This window comes from Massilia sp. AB1 (assembly GCF_018119385.1).
GTDB lineage: Bacteria > Pseudomonadota > Gammaproteobacteria > Burkholderiales > Burkholderiaceae_D > Telluria.
This window is the reverse complement of sequence record NZ_JAGKSG010000013.1, coordinates 101233-120643: the sequence shown is the minus strand read 5'-3', so window position 1 is coordinate 120643 and position 19411 is coordinate 101233. Positions and strand designations below refer to the sequence as shown.

16 protein-coding genes and 1 tRNA gene are annotated in these 19411 nt (G+C 66.6%); 10 read left to right on the top strand and 7 right to left on the bottom strand.

Translation table 11 applies throughout. From position 1 onward, the window contains the following. Positions 1 to 248 precede the first annotated feature (248 nt). The 5 genes from J8847_RS10315 to J8847_RS10295 all read left to right on the top strand — a co-directional run bounded on the left by J8847_RS10315 (position 249) and on the right by J8847_RS10295 (position 7546). Positions 249 to 2531, top strand: coding sequence for a CHASE domain-containing protein (locus J8847_RS10315; protein ID WP_211524605.1), 2283 nt, complete (start codon positions 249 to 251; stop codon positions 2529 to 2531). A gap of 174 nt (positions 2532 to 2705) precedes the next feature. After that, on the top strand, positions 2706 to 4724 hold the full coding sequence (locus tag J8847_RS10310; RefSeq protein WP_229429688.1) for a TonB-dependent siderophore receptor: 2019 nt from the start codon (positions 2706 to 2708) through the stop codon (positions 4722 to 4724). A gap of 31 nt (positions 4725 to 4755) precedes the next feature. Beyond that, positions 4756 to 5235 carry a YfiR family protein gene (locus tag J8847_RS10305; RefSeq protein ID WP_211524604.1) on the top strand — a complete coding sequence of 160 codons (480 nt, stop codon included), beginning with the start codon at positions 4756 to 4758 and terminating at the stop codon, positions 5233 to 5235. Then, positions 5232 to 7088, top strand: a complete 1857-nt coding sequence (locus J8847_RS10300; protein ID WP_211524603.1) for a bifunctional diguanylate cyclase/phosphodiesterase — start codon at positions 5232 to 5234, stop codon at positions 7086 to 7088. Before J8847_RS10305 ends, J8847_RS10300 begins: the two co-directional genes overlap by 4 nt. A gap of 59 nt (positions 7089 to 7147) precedes the next feature. Then, the gene (locus tag J8847_RS10295; RefSeq protein ID WP_211524602.1) at positions 7148 to 7546 is read left to right on the top strand and encodes a YbaN family protein; all 399 of its coding nucleotides are present in this window, start codon (positions 7148 to 7150) and stop codon (positions 7544 to 7546) included. Positions 7547 to 7549: 3 nt separating this feature from the next. Here J8847_RS10295 and J8847_RS10290 read toward each other — a convergent pair whose 3' ends face one another. After that, entirely contained in the window at positions 7550 to 7918 is a 369-nt protein-coding gene (locus J8847_RS10290) for a hypothetical protein (RefSeq protein ID WP_211524601.1), read from the bottom strand. A gap of 130 nt (positions 7919 to 8048) precedes the next feature. On the opposite strand from J8847_RS10290, the gene J8847_RS10285 reads away from it, so the two are divergent. The 4 genes from J8847_RS10285 (at position 8049) to nth (ending at position 11572) form a co-directional block, all read left to right on the top strand. After that, positions 8049 to 8891, top strand: coding sequence for an isocitrate lyase/phosphoenolpyruvate mutase family protein (locus tag J8847_RS10285; RefSeq protein ID WP_211524600.1), 843 nt, complete (start codon positions 8049 to 8051; stop codon positions 8889 to 8891). Between the two features lie 91 nt (positions 8892 to 8982). Then, positions 8983 to 9948, top strand: a complete 966-nt coding sequence (locus tag J8847_RS10280; protein ID WP_211524599.1) for an MBL fold metallo-hydrolase — start codon at positions 8983 to 8985, stop codon at positions 9946 to 9948. A gap of 139 nt (positions 9949 to 10087) precedes the next feature. Next, the gene (locus tag J8847_RS10275) at positions 10088 to 10780 is read left to right on the top strand and encodes a PEP-CTERM sorting domain-containing protein (protein WP_211524598.1); all 693 of its coding nucleotides are present in this window, start codon (positions 10088 to 10090) and stop codon (positions 10778 to 10780) included. Positions 10781 to 10906: 126 nt separating this feature from the next. Beyond that, complete coding sequence (gene nth / locus J8847_RS10270) at positions 10907 to 11572, top strand: endonuclease III (protein ID WP_211524597.1); 666 nt, start codon at positions 10907 to 10909, stop codon at positions 11570 to 11572. A gap of 19 nt (positions 11573 to 11591) precedes the next feature. Here the strand turns inward: nth and J8847_RS10265 are convergent, their stop codons facing one another. After that, entirely contained in the window at positions 11592 to 12716 is a 1125-nt protein-coding gene (locus J8847_RS10265; protein WP_211524596.1) for a mandelate racemase/muconate lactonizing enzyme family protein, read from the bottom strand. 192 nt (positions 12717 to 12908) lie between these two features. Here J8847_RS10265 and katG point away from each other — a divergent pair, with 192 nt between their 5' ends. Further along, on the top strand, positions 12909 to 15170 hold the full coding sequence (katG, locus tag J8847_RS10260) for a catalase/peroxidase HPI (RefSeq protein ID WP_211524595.1): 2262 nt from the start codon (positions 12909 to 12911) through the stop codon (positions 15168 to 15170). Between the two features lie 54 nt (positions 15171 to 15224). On the opposite strand, the gene J8847_RS10255 is transcribed toward katG, so the two are convergent. The 5 genes from J8847_RS10255 to J8847_RS10235 all read right to left on the bottom strand — a co-directional run bounded on the left by J8847_RS10255 (position 15225) and on the right by J8847_RS10235 (position 19344). Next, entirely contained in the window at positions 15225 to 15770 is a 546-nt protein-coding gene (locus J8847_RS10255) for a TadE/TadG family type IV pilus assembly protein (protein ID WP_373999872.1), read from the bottom strand. A gap of 52 nt (positions 15771 to 15822) precedes the next feature. Next, the gene (locus J8847_RS10250) at positions 15823 to 16302 is read right to left on the bottom strand and encodes a TadE/TadG family type IV pilus assembly protein (RefSeq protein ID WP_211524593.1); all 480 of its coding nucleotides are present in this window, start codon (positions 16300 to 16302) and stop codon (positions 15823 to 15825) included. Beyond that, positions 16299 to 17771: a pilus assembly protein TadG-related protein gene (locus J8847_RS10245; protein WP_211524592.1), complete on the bottom strand. Its 1473-nt coding sequence runs from the start codon at positions 17769 to 17771 to the stop codon at positions 16299 to 16301. Before J8847_RS10245 ends, J8847_RS10250 begins: the two co-directional genes overlap by 4 nt. A gap of 322 nt (positions 17772 to 18093) precedes the next feature. Beyond that, positions 18094 to 18184 (bottom strand) — tRNA-Ser (locus J8847_RS10240). Positions 18185 to 18471: 287 nt separating this feature from the next. Further along, the gene (locus J8847_RS10235; protein ID WP_211524591.1) at positions 18472 to 19344 is read right to left on the bottom strand and encodes a hypothetical protein; all 873 of its coding nucleotides are present in this window, start codon (positions 19342 to 19344) and stop codon (positions 18472 to 18474) included. Positions 19345 to 19411: the final 67 nt, after the last annotated feature.

The following is a 19411-nucleotide window of genomic DNA, read 5'->3' as shown; positions in this document are numbered from 1 at the left end:
GGCGCCGCAGCGCGGGAGGCAGGGCCGCCATCATGCGCGCGCCTGCGCCGGCGCGCCCTGCAGCGCGCATCGTTTCATCTCAAAAAGTTGCATTGCGTAAACATGCTGTCATAATACTTCATTGTTAAACACGAAACTTGCGTGCGCCTCGTCGGTACGAGCTTGCGTATGCTAACCAAATCCGCGCGTTTCCGACTAACTCTTCCGCCACGGCCCGCCCGCGTGCGCTTATCGATGCCGCCAGCCTGATGCCCCAAGCCGATCCCACAGCCAGCCCCGCCTCCCGGCTTCCCCTGCCGGGCTCCGGCCATGCGCCCCTGCTGCTGGCGATGATCGTGTTCCTGGTGACGCTGTTCGCGACCTACAGCGCCTGGGAGAGCGCGCGCCGCAGCGCCTGGGAACAGCTGCGCGAGACCTTCGACTACCGCACCCGCGACATGGGCTACAGCATCGAGCGCCGCATGGCGGTCTACGAACAGGTGCTGCGCGGCGCGCGCGGCTACCTGCGCGGCTCGGTCGCGCTCAGCCGCGCCGACTTCGCCGAGTACTACCGCACGCTGCGTCTGGACCAGTACTTCCCCGGCCTGGAAGCGATCGGGATCGCCACCGCCATCCCGCCCGGCGGCTTGGCGGTGCACGAGCGCGGCGTGCGCGCCGAAGGCTTTCCGCACTACGCCGTGAGCCCGGAAACGCCGCGCGACACCTATACCGCGATCGCCCACATCGAACCCTTCTCGGGCCGCAACCTGCGCGCCTTCGGCTACGACATGTTCAGCGAGCCGGTGCGGCGCGCGGCCATGATCGCCGCCCGCGACAGCGGCCAGGCCGCCCTCAGCGGCAAGGTGGTGCTGGTGCAGGAAGGCGCGGGCGGCAGCCAGGCCGGGGTCCTGATGTACCTGCCGGTCTACCGTAAAGGCATGCCGGTGGCCACCGTCGAACAGCGCCGCGCCGCCATCGCCGGCTGGGTGTACGCGCCCTTCCGCATGAACGACCTGATGCGCGGAGTGAGCGGCATCGCCGTGCCCCAGCTCGAGATCGCGATCTACGACGGGGAGCAGGCCGTGCCGGACGCCCTGCTCTACCAGTCGCCTTCCACGCGCAGCGGGCCGGCGCCCTTCGAGCGCACCCAGCGCCTGGCCATGGGCGGGCGTACCTGGCTGGTGGCGATGCGTCCCGACGCCTCGCTGCTGGCGACCCTGGACACCACGCGCCCGCTCCTGATCGCGCTGACCGGCACCGGCCTGGGCTTCCTGCTGGCCCTGGTGGTCTGGCTGCTGGCCACCGAACGCCGCCGCGCCCTGCAGCTGGCCGAGGGCATGACCCACGAGCTGCGCGAATCGCACGACCGCATCGCGGCCGAGCAGCAGCGCATCCGCGTGATCCTGGAAAACGCCTACGACGGCTTCGTGGCCATCGACGAGGCCGGCCGCATCACCGACTGGAACGCCCAGGCCACGCGCATCTTCGGCCTGGCCGCCGCCGACGCCATCGGGCGCCCGGTCGAGACCCTGCTGCCCGAGCCGCGCCGCGCTGCCTTCCGCGCCGGCTTCGAAGGCTGCCGGCGCGGCGGCCCCTGCGCGCTGCTGGGACCGCCGGTCGAGACCGAGGTGCTGCACGCCAGCGGGCGCCGGGTGCCGGCCGAACTGGCGGTGGCCCTGCCGCCGGACGGCGGCGCGGCCGGGGCCAGCGTCTTCGTGCGCGACATCACGCCGCGGCGCGAAGCCGAGGCGCGCGAGCAGCAGCGCCAGCAGCGCCTGGACGAAGCGCGCGAAGGCCTGGCGCGGGCCCAGAAGCTGGAGGCGGTCGGCAAGCTCACCGGCGGCGTGGCCCACGACTTCAACAACATCCTGCACATCATCAGCGCCAACGTGCAGCTGATGCTGCGCGCCGAAGGGCCGATGAACAAGAAGCGCCTGCACAGCATCCTCGACGCGGTCGACCGCGGCGCCAAGCTGGCCGGCCAACTGCTGGCCTTCGCGCGGCGCCAGCCGCTGCATCCGACCGTGGTCGACGTGTCGCAGCTGCTGGAACGCGTCGACAGCCTGCTGCTGCGCGCGGCCGGCGACAGCATCACGGTCGAGCGCAGCGCGCCGCCGGAATTGTGGCCGACCCTGGTCGACCCCAACCAGCTCGAGAACGTGCTGCTCAACCTGGTGATCAACGCGCGCGACGCCATGGACGGCGCCGGCACCATCGCCCTGCGCCTGGCCAACGTGACGGTCGACGCCGAGGCGGCCCAGGCCGATCCGGAATTGACACCGGGCGACTACGTACGGGTGGAGGTCAGCGACACCGGCCAGGGCATGCCGCGCGAAGTCATGGAGCGCGCCTTCGAACCCTTCTTCACCACCAAGCCCGAGGGCAAGGGCACCGGCCTGGGCCTGTCGATGGCGCACGGCTTCGTGCGCCAGAGCGGCGGCCATATCCGCCTGGCGAGCACGCCGGGCCAGGGCACCACCGTCACCATCTACCTGCCACGCCACGTGGCGCCGGCGCTGCGCGGGACGGCCGAGGCCGAAGCCGGCGCGTAATCCCTGCCGCACCCAGGACGCACGACCGAGGCCGCCGCCTTGTTGTTTTATATTGACAAAAGCGGTAAACACGATGCCATTTTATTTCCCTCTGTTATCATCTGCTGACAAAAGGAAATATCACCAATTCTAACCAAATCGGGCAGCGCGCCGCAGCCGGGCCGCTGACGTGGTATGCGCTCACTTGTCCGTCCCCTTCGCTTCTCGGCAGTACCTGTGCCGGCCGCCGCCGTCCTCCTGCTGGCGGGCGTGCTGGAAACGGTTCCGGCTGCGGCTGCCGCTGCTACGGACCCGCCGGCGCTGGCCGAAGTCCCGCTCGAGGCGCTGATGGGCATGAAAGTGGTCCAGGCCGCCTCGAAATTCGAGCAGCTCATCAGCGAAGCGCCCGCGGCCGCCAGCGTCCTGAGCTCCAACGACATCCGCGCCCACGGCTGGCGCACCCTGGCCGATGCCCTGGCCTCCCTGCCCGGCCTGTATACCACGGACGACCGCAGCTACAGCTACCTGGGCGCGCGCGGCTTCCTGCGTCCGGGCGACTACAACAGCCGCTTCGTGCTGATGATCGACGGCGTACGCACCAACGACGCCGTCTACGACCAGGCCATGCTGGGCAACGAAGGTCTGGTGGACATGGACATGGTGCAGCGCATCGAGTTCATCCCCGGCGCCGGTTCGGCCATGGCCGGGTCGAGCGCGCTGTTCGGCGTGATCAACGTGGTCACCCGCGACGGCAATGCGCTTGCCGGGCCGCGCATGGCGCTGGCGGCCGGCAGCCACGGCGAACGGCGCCTGCGCACCAGCTACGGCTGGCACGGCCAGCAGGGCGCCGACATCCTGCTTTCGGCCAGCGTCCTGACGCGCCAGGGCGAGACCCTGTACTACCCGGAATTCGATACGCCCGAGCAGGGACACGGCGTGGTGCGCGCAGGCGACGGCGAACAGGCGCGCCAGTTCCTGTTCAAGGCCAGCTATGGCGGCTTCACGCTCTCCGCCAACCACGTCCACCGCCGCAAGGGCACGCCCACCGCGTCCTACGGCACCCTGTTCGGCGCTCCCAACCGCACCATGGATGCGCACAGCGTGGCCCAGCTGGCCTATGCGCGCACGCTGGCGCCCGGCCTGGCGCTGTCCGCCCAGGCGCTGTGGGGCAAGGCCGACTATCTCGGCCACTATTACTATGCCGGCCCACAGGACAACGTCGACGGCGACCACGCGCGCTGGTCCGGCCTGAACCTGCACGCCACGCTCACCCGCATCCCCGGCCACAAGATCCTGGCCGGGATCGACCTGGAGCACGATGCGCGGCGCGACCTGTTCAACTACAACACAAGGCCTTACGCCTTGCTGCTGGACGAGCGCCGCTCGGCCGACAAGCGCGGCGTGTTCGTCGAGGACGAGCTGCGCCTGGGCGAGCGCGTGCTGGTCAACGCCAGCCTGCGCCACGACCGCCACAGCACCGGCGCGCGCAGCACCAGTCCGCGCCTGGCCCTGCTCTACCGGGTGGCGCCCGGCAGCACCGCAAAGCTGATCTACGGCACCGCCTTCCGGGTGCCGAACGCCTACGAGATGTACTACCACGTGGAAGACGAAGGCGGCCAGCTGCCCAATCCGGACCTGGCGCCGGAGCGCATCCGCACCCTGGAGACCGTGTTCGAGCACGCCTTCGGCGCCGGCGGCCACGCGCGCCTGTCGCTGTTCACCTACCGCATGCGCGACCTGATCTCGCAGCAGCAGGACCAGGCCAGCGGCCTGCTCATCTTCCGCAACATGGAGCGCGCCGAGGCGCATGGCCTGGAAGCCTCGGCCGAGCAGGTCAGCGCCAGCACGGCGCGCCTGCGCGCCAGCTATACCTGGCAGCGCGCCGTCGACGGCGCCGGCCAGCCGCTGCGCGCCTCGCCGCGCCACCTGCTCAAGCTCAACGGCGTGCTGCCGCTCCTGCACAACCAGGCGCGCCTGGGCGGCGAATTCCAGTGCCAGTCCGCGCGCCTGGCCGAGCGCGGGCGGGCGGGCGGCTACTGCGTGGCCAACCTGACCCTGTCGAGCACGCGCCTGCTGCCCGGCGCCGACCTGTCGCTGAGCGCCTACAACCTGTTCGACCGCCGCTACGCCGACCCGGCCGGCCCGGCCTTCGTCCAGGACACGCTGCAGCGCCAGGGCCGCACCTACCACGCCAAGCTGGCGTTCGGGTTCTGAGATGCGGCGCGGCGCGGCAGGCTTGGCACTGATGGCGGCAGGCCTCCTGCTGGCCATCCCCTGCCTGGCGCCGGCCCAGGTGCGCGACGTCGACATGAAGGCCGCCTACATCTACAACTTCGCCCAGTTCACCACCTGGCCCGAGGGCCGGGCCCGCGCCCCGCTATGCGTGTGCGCCGACCGCGCCAGTGTGCTGTGGCCGGCGCTGCAGGCCTATAACGGCAAGCCCGTGAGCGGGCGCGCCTGGCAGGTGCTGGACGCGGCCGCGCGCCCGGGCGCGGCCGGCTGCGACATGCTGGTGCTGGGCCGCGCCGCCGAGGCCTTCCCGGCGCCGGGTGTGCTGACGGTGCGCGACGGCGCCGCCGCCGGCGCCCATGCCGGGACGGCGGCCACGATCACCCTGATCGACGACGACGAGCAGCTGCGCTTCGACGTCGACACCCGCGAAGCCACGCGCAGCGGCCTGCGCGTGAGCTCGAAACTGCTGCGACTTGCGAGGAACGTCTTATGAATCCCGGCGCCACCCGTTTGCCGCGCATGGCGCGCATGCTCGGCGCCGGCCAGCTGCTCGCGGCCGCCGCCGCCCTGAGCGTGGTCGGCGGCACCCTGCTGGCCTACCAGTTCGTCACCCTGCGCCACGGCCTGCAGGCCGACGTCGGGATCCACGCCCGAGTGCTGGCCGAGAACATCTCGGCCCCGCTGATGTTCGCCGACCGCGAAGCGGCGGGCGACATCCTGAACGCCTTCAAGGCCGACCCGGCCCTGGTCGACGCCGTCGTCTACGACCAGGGCGGACGCGAATTCGCCGCCTTCCGAAGCAACACCAGCGCGCCCGGCACCCTGGCCCAGCTGGCGCCCGCCTGGTTCGGCCCGGTGGTGCTGCAGCAGGAGATCGTCTACCGCGGCCGGCCGCTGGGGCGGATGCTGCTGCGCGCCGAAACCGGCGCCATCTCGACCGCGCTGCAGAACTACGGCGCCCTGTTCGGCCTGGCCTCGGCCGGCGCCCTGCTGGCCAGCGCATTGATCTCGCGCCGCAGCCGCATGCGCGTGGCGCGCGCCGAGGCCAAGCTGGCCTATCTCGCCTATACCGACCCGGTCACCGGCCTGCCGAACCGGCGCTGCGGCCAGGAAGCGCTGGACGCGGCCCTGGCCCAGGCCGAGGACAAGCGCGGCTGCGCCGGCCTGATCCTGATCGACCTCGACAACTTCAAGGTCGTCAACGACAGCGCCGGCCATGCGGCCGGCGACCAGCTGCTGCACGAAGTGGGCGTGCGCCTGCGCGCGGCGGCCCGGCCCGGCGACCTGGTGGCCCGCTTCGGCGGCGACGAATTCATCGTGATCGCGCGCACGCTGGCCTCCAGCGCCGAGCTGCGCGGGATCGCCGAGGCCCTGATGGAGGCGCTGCGCCGCCCGGTCCAGCTGGACGCCCTTGAAGTGATCGTGACCGGCAGCGCCGGCACCTGCGTCTTCCCCCACGACGCTGCGACCGCGAGCGAATTGATGTGCAATGCCGACGCCGCGCTGTACCACGCCAAGGGCGGCGGGCGCAACCGCGTGGGCGAATTCCAGCCGGCCATGATGCACGCCACCCAGCGCCGCGCGCGGCTCGAGCGCGAGCTGCGCCGCGCCCTCGATACCGAGGGCCTGGCGGTGTTCTACCAGCCGCAGTTCGACTGCGCCACCGAGCGCCTGGTGGGGGTGGAGGCGCTGCTGCGCTGGATGCATCCGGAGCACGGTTTCATCGGCCCGGACGAGTTCATCCCGATCGCCGAGGAATGCGGGCTGATCGTCGAGATCGGCCGCTGGGTGCTGGAGCGCGCCTGCCGCGATGCGCTCGACCTGGGCCGGCGCTGCGGCGAGCCGCTGCACGTGGCGGTGAACGTCTCGGCGCGCCAGTTCCGCGAGAAGGATTTCGTGCGCGACCTCGAGCAGATCCTGTCCCACACCGGCCTGCCGCCGGGGCGGCTGGAGCTGGAGCTGACCGAAAGCATGCTGATGGAAGACCGCAGCGCCGCGATCGAATTCATGCACGCGGTGCGCGCGCTGGGCGTGCGGCTGTCGATCGACGATTTCGGCACCGGCTATTCCTCGCTGTCCTACCTGCAATCCTTCCCGATCAACCAGCTCAAGATCGACCGCAGCTTCGTGCGGCCGCTGCCGGAATCGGGCCAGATGCTGGCCGGCGCGGTGATCGGCCTGGCCCACGACTTCGGCCTGACCGTGGTGGCCGAGGGCGTGGAAGACCGCGCCCAGCTGGGCTGGCTGCAGCGCGCCGGCTGCGATTACGCGCAGGGCTACCTGCTGGGCCGGCCGATGCCGCTGTCGGCCATCCAGGAACTGGCCGGATCGGTCGAGGCGGCATGAACGCTGTCCGCCCTGCGTGCGAACGCGCGCACGGCGCGCGCCGAATGCTAGAGTAAGGCATGCGACTGTTCTACAACATTGCCGGCGTGCTGGCGCTGGCGCTCGGGATCCTGGGCATCTTCCTGCCGCTGCTGCCGACCACGCCCTTCCTGCTGCTGGCCTCGGCCTGCTTCGCGCGCGGTTCGGAACGCCTGCACCGCTGGCTCCTGTCGCACCGCGTGTTCGGCGACTACCTGCGCAATTTCGAGGAAGGACGCGGCATTCCGCGCAAGGCCAAGATCGTCGCCACGGCGCTGCTGTGGCTGTCCCTGCTCGGCGCGATGCGCCGCATCGACCACCTGGGGCTGCAGGCGCTGCTGCTGGCGACCGGCATCGCCGTCAGCACCTACATGTGGCGCTACCTGCCCACCTTGCGCCAGGCCCCGCCTGCGCCCCGGGAACCGTCCGGCGGGGCCTGAACCTCAGCACACCTTCACGAAGCGGCCGTTCCGGTCGACAGGATAGCTGAGCACGATGCGATCCTTGTCCGGGTCGGGCAGGAAACGCAGGCGCACCGAGCCGTCGAGAGAACGGAATTCGTTGCGCTCGACTTCCTGCAGCCGCACCGGCCTGGAGCGCCCGAAGTCGGCGACCAGCCCCTGGCTCATGCTGCGCAGTTCGACGCGCTGGCCGTTGGACAGGGCGAATCTTCCTTCCATCTGCCCGGTATCCTGCGGACTGACCACCACCGTCGGTATCGACGACGAGCCCATCTGTTCACACACACCTGCCTGCGCGCCGGCCGCGCACAGCCACGCCGCGGCAGCGGCGAACCCTGGCTTGATTCTCATGATGCCTCCTGTTGTCAGTCATGAGCCTGGCCGCCCCGATGGCGGCCTTCTCGTTTTCTGTGACCGCGCCGGGAACAGGGAGTTCGCTCTCCTCCAATCAGGGCCTTGCAATCATGGCATCATGCAGGGAATGAACACCAACAAGGAGAACACGATGTCCGACAGCCTGGATCGCCAATTTATCGAACTGCACGAACAAGGCCTGCTGTTGCTGGCGAACTGCTGGGACCCGGGGAGCGCCCGCATTGCCGCCCGGGCCGGCGCGCCGGCGCTGGCGACCAGCAGCGCCGCCCTCGCCTGGTCCCACGGCTACCCCGACGGCGGCAAGCTGCCGCCGCACCTGCTGGTGGAAACCGCCTCGCGCATCGCCGCCACCAATCCCCTGCCGCTGACGGTCGACATGGAAGACGGCTACAGCGACGACCCGGACGAGGCGGCGCGCGTGGCCGACGAACTGATGGTGGTGGGCGTGGTCGGGATCAACATCGAGGACGGCGCCGGCACGCCCGAATTGATGTGCGAGAAGCTCGCCGCCATCCGCCGCGCCGCCCAGAAGCGCGCCGTGAGCCTGTTCATCAACGCGCGCTGCGACGTCTACCTGCGCGGCCTGGCGCCCGAAGGCGGGCGGGTGGCGGCCGTGCTCGAACGCGCCGCGCGCTACCAGGAAGCCGGCGCCAGCGGCCTGTTCGTGCCCGGCCTGCGCGACCCGGGCGAGATCGCCGCCATCGTGGCCGGGACCTCGCTGCCGCTGAACGTGATGGCCGTCCCCGGCCTGCCCCCGCTCGCGCAGCTGCGCGAACTGGGCGTGCGCCGCCTGAGCGCCGGCTCGGCCATCGCCGAAGGCATGTTCGGCTATGTCAAGGGAGTCACCGAGCACTTCCTGGCCACGGGCACGCTCGACGCCCCGCCGGCGGGTCCCGCCCGCTATTCCGAGCTCAACGCGTGGATGGAAGGTCCCGAGGGCGCCGCCTGAACCGGGGCGGCGGCTTTGCTGAGCGGGCTCGCGCCGGGACGCCCATCTTTTCCGGATAATGGATCGTCATGACATAGTGGGCAGACTAGCTATGGAGCTCCTGTTTCTCGGCACTTCCTCGGGCACGCCGACCCGGCAGCGCAATATGTCGGCGGTGGCGCTGCGCATGCGCGGCGCGCGCCCATGGGTACTGGTCGATTGCGCCGAAGGCACCCAGCACCGCCTGCTGCGCGCACCGCTGTCGCTGGTGCACCTGCAGGCGGTGTTCATCACACATTTGCATGGCGACCATTGCTACGGCTTGCCGGGGCTGCTGGCCAGCGCCGGCATGCTCAACCGGACCGAGCCGCTGGTGCTGGTGGGGCCGGCGCCCCTGCGTCCCATGCTCGAATGCATCATGGAATCGACCCAGCTGCGGCTGCCCTATCCGGTCTCCTACCTGCTTCCGGAAGAGCTGCCCGATGCCGCCGTGCTGCCGGAGTTCAGGGTCAGCGCCGCGCCCCTGTCGCACCGCCTGCCCTCCTATGCCTACGGCTTCACCGAGGCGCGGGTGGAACGCAAGCTCGACCTTGAACGGCTGAAGGCGGACGGCGTTCCGGCTTCGCCGCTGTGGGGCGAACTCCAGCAGGGCCGCGACGTCGCGCTGGCGGACGGCCGCCGGCTCGCCGCCGAAGACTACCTGCTGCCGGGGCGACGGCCGCGCACTGTCGTCATCGCCGGCGACAACGACACGCCCGAGCTGCTGGCCGCGCAGGCGCATGGGGCCGATGTGCTCGTACACGAGGCGACCTACACCCAGGAGATCCTGGACAAGGTGGGGCTGGGACCGCAGCACAGCTCGGCGCTGAAGGTGGCGCGCTTCGCGGCCCAGGCGGCGGTCGGGAATCTCGTGCTCACCCACTTCAGTCCGCGCTACCAGGAAGGCGACGGCCCGCTGTCGGTGTCGGCCATCGAGGCCGAGGCGCGCACGGCCTATGACGGTCCCCTGTTCCTGGCGCGTGACCTGGATCAGTACGTGCTCGACCGCCAGGGCGGCCTGGAGCGCGGGATCAGTTGATGGCCCCCGTGGTGTCGACTTTCTTTACACTCTGCTGGCGCTTAGCATGCTGTATTTATAAGAATCAACTACTTATTTGTTTGGCATGCAAATTGCTAAATGGAATCCTCAATTACCTCAATAACAATTAGGGATTCCCATGAGCAACTTCAAGTTCGTCACCACCCTCTCCCTGCTGGCTAGCCTTGCCCTGCCGATGACGGCACAGGCCGGCGTCGTTCCTACTGGCATCCAAGCCGGCGTTAGCGCCGCCACCGTTACAGGCTGGGGCTGGAAGGAATGCCACCGTTCGGCGGTCAATGCGTCGAGTGCGATCGCCAACGTGCTGGATGCCTGCCAAGGCACGCACCTGATGATGGGTTTTGCAAGCGCCGCGGGCCAGTACGACATTCTCGGCGCGGGCAGCTATGCTGCGGTGACCAAGATCACCTACGCCGACCATACCTCCGACAACAACGGCGCCAAGCTGGATAACTGGTCGAATGGACTGAATTTCTACCGTACTGAGGGTTACGGGTCCTGGGGCTTCACCACCAACAAGATCACCGAACTGTACAGCGCCGACATCTTCCTGCGCAATGGCGTGCAGGTGGAGTTCGGCAAGGCCGAGGGCGAGCTGTCGAAGGGGCTGTCCTTCCACGTTTACAACGGCTCCCTCACCTCGGGCTGGTCGTACAACTTGACGGGCAACGATATTGTGTCGATGTACAGCGGCGACCGCGTCTTCCTGTCATACACCGAAAAGAGCGCCGATGTGCCTGAGCCGGGCATCCTGGTGCTGATCGGTATCGGCCTGGCCGGCGCCGGCATCGCTCGCCGTCGCAAGGCTTGAATTTCTTTCCGTTTTCCCTAGCCCGCTCGATGCGGGCTTTTTTTTCGTCCTGTGCGGCCGGGGACAGAAGGCCATCGCCGCCTTGGGTATGCTCGGCGGACCGTCACGATGACCGGAGGCAGGCGCATGGACAAGCAGCCATTCGATATCGGCGTGGCGCTCGGGCGCATCGAGCAGGCCGTGCAGCCCTGGCCGAAGGCCGCCCTCTTCCAGCTGGCCGAGGAAGGCTATACCTCGGTGTTCGAGCAGTTACTGGCTTGCATCATCTCGATCCGCACCTATGACGAGGTGACCTTGCCGGTCTCGCGCACGCTGTTCGCACGAGCGCGCACGCCGGCGGCCATCGCCGCATTCTCCTGGGAAGAGCTGGACGGCTTGATCAATCCCAGCACCTTCCATGAGCGCAAGGCCAAGCAGATCCTGGTGATCGCGCGCCAGGTGGAAGAGGCGTTCGGCGGCGTATTGCCCGGCGAACGCGAGGTGCTGCTGTCCTTTGCCGGTGTCGGCCCCAAGTGCGCCAACCTGGTGCTGGGTGTCGCCTGCGGCATCCCGGTGATCAGCGTCGACATCCATGTGCACCGGGTGACCGGGCGCTGGGGCTATGTGAAGGCGTCGACACCCGAGAAAACCCTGCTGGCGCTAGAAGCATTACTGCCCGAGCAATTCTGGATCGACATCAACCGCTTGCTGGTGCCTTTCGGGAAGCATATCTGCACCGGGAACCGGCCGCGCTGCTCGACCTGCCCAGTGCTGGACATGTGCCGGCAGGTCGGCGTGACGGAACATCGCTAAGTCCGCCTGCAACGCCCTGCTATATCGCGACCCGGTAATCGCGAATCACATCCGCATCCGGTTCGAGCCCGAGCCCCGGGCCCGGGGGGACGGCCAGCGCGCCCTGCACGGGGATGCCCGCGGCGCCGTACAACTGCGCTTCCAGGTCGAAGTAGCGCCACTCGACCAGTGCATGCCGGTTGCCGAGCGCGGCGCTGGAATGGACGCTGGCGAGCAGGCCCGGGCCATCATAAAACGTGTGCACCATGACGGTGGCATGGTGGGCGCTGGCCAGGGCGAATACCTTGCGCAACTCGGTGATGCCCCCCATTTTTGCCGGACTCGGCTGAACGAAATCGACGGCTTGAGCCTGCAGCAAATGTTGGAACTCCATCAGGGTCGATGCGTTCTCGCCGGCGGCGACCGGAATGCCGCCCTCTTTCCGCACCCGTGCCAGGCCATCGTAGTCTTCGGGCGGCCATACCGGTTCTTCCAGCCAGTGAAGCTTGTAGTGGCGAAGCCGATCCGCCATGTCCAGTGCTTCGCGCACATCCCATGGGCAATTCACGTCGAGCGCGATGTTCACTTCCTCTCCGGCTTCCTCGCGTGCGGCCCGCACGCAATCGACGCGGACTTCGTGCAGCTTGATGTGGCGGTAGCCCTCATCCAGCGCGCGCCGGACGTTCTGCCTGACCAGCTCGGGATCCGAGTAGCGGATCAGGCTCGCATAACAGGGCAAGCTGCCGGCCCCGGCGCCTCCGAGCAGCTGATGGACCGGTTGCCCCGCCGCCTTACCGGCAATATCCCACAACGCAATATCGACCGCCGACAGGCCGAACATGATGGGTCCGCTGCGCCCGAACAGATGGAACGCCACCTGCAGCCGATGCATCAGCTGGCCGATCAGCGCGGCATCCTGGCCGATGCACAGCGGTGCGACGAGGTGGTCGATGGCCGCCTTCACGGCCGGGACGGCGGTCAAGCCGAAGCTCTCTCCCCATCCGGTCAGGCCCTGCTCGGTCGTCACCTTGACGATCAGCGCATCGACCGCCTTCATCCCTCGCCCGCCCCATGGTCCGGCATCGGGACGCCCGCCTGCCGAAAACGGAATTCGCAATGGAATGGCGTCGATTGCGACGATGTTTCTGCCGGCATTGGTGTCCATGCTGTCCCTCCTGGCGACGAATTTCAGCATAGCCGGAACCGGCAGCCGATGACAGGGAAGAAGCGGCCCGGGATGGCTGATGCTATCGGCTTCATTAATAGAATTTGATTGTGCCGCGACCGATGCTGGCCTAGGCTAGACCTGCTTTTGACAAAACATCTACAACGCAGTCGCTAGCCGATGGAGACCGTTATGTCCGACAAGGAAAACACGCGAAGTGTCAGTGAAAGCGAGAACCCAGCCATTCCCTCCCCGACACCGAAAGCCGGCCGCCCGCGACGCAACAAGGACTGGTGGCCGAACCAGCTCGACCTGTCGGTGCTGCACACCCATTCCCACCTGTCCTGCCCGCTCGAGGAAGATTTCGACTATGCCGAGCAGTTCAAGCGCCTCGACGTCGAGGCGCTGAGGCAGGACCTCATCGCCCTCATGACCACCTCGCAGGACTGGTGGCCGGCCGACTATGGCCACTATGGCCCCCTGTTCATCCGCATGAGCTGGCACGCCGCCGGCACCTACCGCATCGCCGATGGCCGCGGCGGCGGCGGCGAAGGCCAGCAGCGTTTCGCCCCGCTCAACAGCTGGCCGGACAACGCCAACCTCGACAAGGCGCGCCGGCTGCTCTGGCCCCTCAAGAAGAAATATGGACAGGCGATTTCCTGGGCCGACCTGGTGGTCTTGGCCGGCAATGTAGCGATGGAATCGATGGGCTTCAAGACCATGGGCTTCGGCTTCGGCCGGCCGGATGTCTGGGAGCCGGAGGACATTTTCTGGGGCCCCGAAGACACCTGGCTGGGAGACGAGCGTTACAGCGGAGAAAGGGAACTCGCCAAACCGCTCGCCAACGTGCAGATGGGCCTGATCTACGTGAATCCCGAAGGCCCCGGCGGCAAGCCCGATCCCCTGGCCGCCGCCCGCGACATCCGCGAAACCTTTGCGCGCATGGCGATGAACGACGAGGAAACGGTGGCGCTCATCGTCGGCGGCCATACCTTCGGCAAGACCCACGGTGCGGCCCCGGCGGTCGGCAATGTCGGCGCCGAACCCGAGGGTGCGCCGATCGAGCAGCAGGGGCTCGGCTGGCACAACCGCTTCGGCACCGGCAAGGGCCCGCACACGGTCACCAGCGGCCTCGAAGGCGCCTGGACCAACAATCCGGTCAAGTGGGACAACGGCTTCCTGGAAAACCTGTTCAAGTACGAATGGGAACTGACGACCAGTCCTGCCGGTGCGAAGCAATGGACGCCGAAAAATCCCGAGGCGAAGGGAACGGTGCCGGACGCCCACGACCAGGCCAGGCGGCACGCGCCGATGATGCTGACGACCGACTTGTCGATGCGCGAGGATCCGGTCTACGCACCGATTGCCAGGCGCTTCTTCGAGAATCCGGACCAGCTCGCGGATGCCTTTGCCAAAGCCTGGTTCAAGCTGCTGCACCGGGACATGGGGCCGCTCTCGCGCTACCTGGGGCCCTGGGTGCCTGAACCGCAGCTGTGGCAGGACCCGGTGCCGCCGGTCGACCACGCGCTGGCCGACGAGCAGGATGTCGCCGCGCTCAAGCGCACGATCCTCGGCACCGGCCTGAGCATTGCGGATCTGGTGTCCACTGCATGGGGCGCCGCGGCCAGCTTCCGCGGCACCGACAAGCGCGGCGGCGCGAACGGCGCGCGGATCCGCCTGACTCCGCAGAAGGATTGGGAATCCAACGAGCCGGCGCGGCTGACGAAGGTGCTGGCGGCGCTCGAACAGGTGCAGCGCGACTTCAATGCGTCCCAGTCCGGCGGCAAGAAGGTGTCGATGGCCGACCTTATCGTCCTTGCCGGGTGCGCCGCGGTCGAGGAAGCGGCCAGGCAAGCCGGCGTGGAGATGACGGTCCCGTTCACGCCGGGGCGCACCGATGCCTCGCAGGAGCAGACCGATGTGAACATCTTCGACGTGCTCGAACCGCTGGGCGACGGGTTCCGCAACTATTTCCGGGCCGACGATCCCCTGTCGCCCGAAACCCGCCTGCTGGACCGGGCCAACCTGCTCAAGCTGACTGCGCCCCAGATGACGGTACTCGTGGGCGGCATGCGTGCCCTGGGTGCGAACCATGGAGGATCGAAGCATGGGGTGTTCACCGGGCGGCCAGGCGTCCTGACCAACGACTTCTTCGTCAACCTGCTCGACAGCGGCACGGCGTGGCGGCCGTCGGCGTCGGACAAGAACATCTATGAGGGCAGCGACCGGGCGACGGGAGCGCCGAAGTGGACGGCGACGGCCGCGGACCTCGTCTTCGGCGCGCATTCGCAACTGCGGGCGCTGGCCGAGGTCTACGCAAGCGACGATGCGAAGGAAAAATTCGTGCGCGACTTCGTGTCCGCCTGGAGCAAGGTCATGAACCTGGACCGCTTCGACCTGCTGGCCAAGCGCCGCCCGCGTCCCGCGCTTGCCGAGAGCGACCCGGCGATATGAGCATCATGTAGCCAAGGGATGGCCAGGCTTGCGCAAGGCCATCCCGCAGGCCCATCACGGGCATGCGCACGGAACGCCGGCAGGCATCCCCAAGGTCTCGGCAGTGACGATCGTCATCGATGCCGGCAATCCGAATGAAAACGGCAGCAGCGACACCAGCGTGCGGTAGACCACCGGCTCGCAGTCGTCGGCGCCGGCGGTCTGGCACACGCGGACGCGCACCAGGCGGATGCAGCGATCGCTGTACGGATCCCCCAGGCAGTTTGCAAAGTTGGCGGCCGGGCTGGCAGGCAAGGAGCCCGAGGGAATCGGCTTCATGGTCATGCTCGTCCCGGTCCGCTGAATCCACATATAGTCGATCACGATGTGCCCGTCGGTCACCGGTTCCGCGAGGGTCAGGAATCCCGGCGAGTCGCGGAAAATGGCGCGTTCCCGTACCCGCTGCATCGCCGCCGCATTGCTGAAGTCGGTGTTGGTGGCCAGCGCGGCTGCGCGGCGGGTCACTTCCTGCAGAGTATTGATGACGTACATCGCGCGCGCCACTTCGACGATGCCGAAGAACAGCAGGAAGAAGACAAGGGCAATGAGCGAAAACTCCACGGCAGCAACGCCTTGCTGTTTTCCGCGGCCCGGCCGCAGCCTGACAGGTGGTTTAGTTGCCCGCATAGCGCATCGTGACGTCTGCCGTCAGGAGCAGTCCGTCTTCTCCAAAGAGTGGGTCGGTGATGAAGCCGAAAATCTCGTCGCGCACGCGTATCCGCACCACGACCCGCACCATACTTGGAATGCTCAGTCCGTCGCAGGGGACGCCATCGCACTGGGCGGCGGCCGCTGCGCCGACGAGTCCGGGCCTGATTTCATCGAGTTCAGCATTGGCGATGGCTCTTGCAAGGGCCGCGACGCCGGGTTCCGCGCCGCCCGTGGACGCCTGGATTTCCATCCGGCTGGCCTGGGTCAGGAAACGGGCGCCGTCGTGCGCCGCCTTTTCCGCCACGCTGTAGTACCAGAAGATGCGGGCCAGAAAAAATGGGACGGCAAGGAACAAGATCAGTACCGGCAGGACGATGGCCGTTTCGACGGCGACACTTCCCTGTTCCGTCCGCCGGAAACATCGCCTGAACGATCGCTTCATGGGTATAACCTCACTCGGGCGCGCAAAGTCTGTTCTTCCGCCAGTCCGGCGAACTCGGCGTATAAATGGGTATCGTCCGCCAGTACGGTCATGAAAAACCTGCCGATCCCCTTGACGGTCGCGCTGCTGCCGGACACCGGGCAGGAGAGCAAAGGCACATTCAACACGCGCCTGTCCCGCACGCCGGCGCGGCTGGGCGCCGTGGCATACGAGGGGCCGCCGTTCTGATAAGGCGTCGATGCCGGATAGCCGTTTTTCGCCTTGGGCTGTCCCGGGGTATATAAATCCTTCCAGCTCGACGTCGTGAAAGCGACGTAGCCGCCAGAGGGCATCGGATCCGCATATCTGACTGCCTTGGCGTAGGACCACAGCGGCCCGTAATCTTCTGCCGCGGTGCCGGCTGGCGACGGATAAGGCCCAGCCACCGTCCAGCGCTTGCTGTTGGCCAGATCCGCGTACACAACCGATGCCTGCTCTTTCGGGGCCGTGTCCATCCAGGAGACGCTGCCATCATTGAATTTATACGGCTTCACGTTTCTGTCAGGCGGGGCAGTATCGGGACTGCACGGCGCCGTATAGGAATCGAAGCGCGAATTGAATTGCTGGTAGTAGTCGCTGAGGGGAAATGGGGACGACACGGAAATCCGTCCTCCCGTAACCCGTGCAATCCCCATCATTCCGGTACAAACGGAAGGGGCGACCGTATCGAAATCGTCGGGCAAGCTAGGCGTGGCGCCGGGACCGGTGTAGGGATGAATCAGGAAGCTCTGCCCTGTGCCCGTGGCCTCCGGGTTCAGCTGCATCAGATCGTAGCTCACGCCGCGCCGGAATCCGAACTCCTCCAGCTCGCCGTTACGGTTGCGCTTTTCATCCTCGTGCATCGCACAGATGCCAAAAGGCACCACGGCGACGGCTGTCGGGCCGGCGACGGCGCGTGCGCCTGTCGACGCGATGACCGCGTCTCCGGCGACAACAGGCAGGAACAGCGTGTGCACTTGTCCGTAAGACGCATCGAGCTGACTGGTATCGATCTGGACGTAGAGGAGACCGTTGGGAACGCTTTTCGAGGCCGCTTCGCCGGCCGACAGCCAGGGCCCGTCCGGCGAGGCAGCGAACTTGATGGCGTCGTCCGTCCAGTCCATCGCCTCAGGAACATAGCCGTAGCCGGGACCGCCGTAGACGACGGGGATCGCGAACAAGGCGGCCGCCTTCTGCGCCGCCTTTGTCAGGCCCGACTTTGTGCCGTCGAGTTCGATTGCGGCGCTGATTGCGGCGGCATCGGCTGCACTCTGCAATTCCATCTTGCGGTTATAGACGCGGGAAAGGTCCAGGGCCAGGCTGCAGAAACCGCAGATGATGATGATGGCGCCGATCGCCATGACTGCCACGGCACCGCTTTCTCGAACCGGGCGCTTGAAAACCTGTCGATGATGAAAACGCATGCGAGGCGTGCCCTTGCTCGTGCCCATGCTGCTCCCTATGGAAACGTCCATGCTTGCCGGACCTATTGACCAGTCTAATGGTCGATGGATCTGGTCAATTGACGTTACACAATCGGCTGGGTTTTACGCGGCGGAGCACCAACGCCACAAGGAGGTGCAACCTGAGGCGAAGTCGTCGGGGAATCGTGTGGCGGGAATTTGGCGCCAGTGAAGAGGGTGCGGAACGCCGCGGTCATCGGTGCCCCGCTGAACACCGCAAGCCAATGAGCGCGCCGCTTGCCGAGCACAAAAAAGGTGCACAGAGCGCCTCAAGCACGGCGAGCGGCGCCCTTAATTCAGCACAATGAATTGGTAGGCCTCCCCGGAGTCGAACCGGGCACCAACGGATTATGAGCCCGTGTAGCACAACGTCGACGTGCAGCACCAGCCAACACCTTCCTCCTTTGAAATCAACAACTTAGCCATGATCGAACAGTAAGGAAAGTTTACAACACTAGCCCTTAATGTGGACCAGAACTGGACCAGATGACCGCGAAAGACCGGACAACGACCGTACAGCGCCTCAGCTAACTACAACATCTTTTAGCGGGTCGGCCGAAATGAATTCAATAGCATTGATCAACAGATAACACCAGCCCACGCCCTGGATGACCTATATGCTGGGTGTACATTACATGTTGGGGGATAAAGGGCAACCAAACGACACCAATGTCCTGCTAGCCTTCGCTCACATAAGAACAGCTGCCGTCGGGCTCAGTACCGTTACCTTGAGCACATCGTCGAGCTTGAAGCGACGCTGAAACCAATAGCCCAGCTCAATCTTGCCATAGATGCGTGGGGTTCCACTTTGCTGATTGGCCTTCCTGTCGAGGATCGCGCGCACGAGCGCGCGCTCCGTGCCGCAATACAGATCTACGGTCGCGCCATGGGAACCAAATAGCTCGGAGAAGGCAACTGGGACGTTAAAGAAGCCGCGCTCGTAGTAGGTTTTCCCCAGTCGTACTGTGAAGGTAGAGCCGGTGACGCTTCCGTGCGCGCTTGATTGAGTTGTGTTCGGGATTGAGGTTAGCGGTACAGCAAGTTTCTTCGCAGTTGCCGCCGCTAAAAGCTGTGCTCCCCCATCTGAAGCAGACGATATCGACAAGTTTTCTGACGGCACCTCGATAAGGACCTGAGGTTGGATGGGAGATGCTGCCCTGCGCGTTTCTAACATCCGAGCACCGTTCCATGGGGGCGCTAGCAGAGCAATAATGCTGTCTTCCAGACCCGCTGCCATGTTCAGATCAAACGGGCCGACGCGGTGCAATCCGGGGTCAATCCAGCCGAGAATGCGAACTTTCGTCTCTGCGCGCAGTAGATCGAGCAGAGCAGCACGATTTCGCACGTTGGTCCGCTGACTCTGATGGGGCGAAACATAGGCCTGTAGCCGCCCTGGTAACGTTCCCACCGTCTTGCCAACATACAGTAACGTCGATTCCGTCGCGAACGCGTATAACGCCCGACGGTGCGTCGGTAGTGTGTCAAGTTGTAACTGTAGGCCATCGCCTGCCAACGTCCAGCGGCCTATGTCCCGAAATCCGATTTGAAGCAGACGATCCATTTGTCTTATTAGTCTCCCAAGGAAGCGCGCATATGGGTGAGCTCCTCACCCATATGCGCTAAATGTT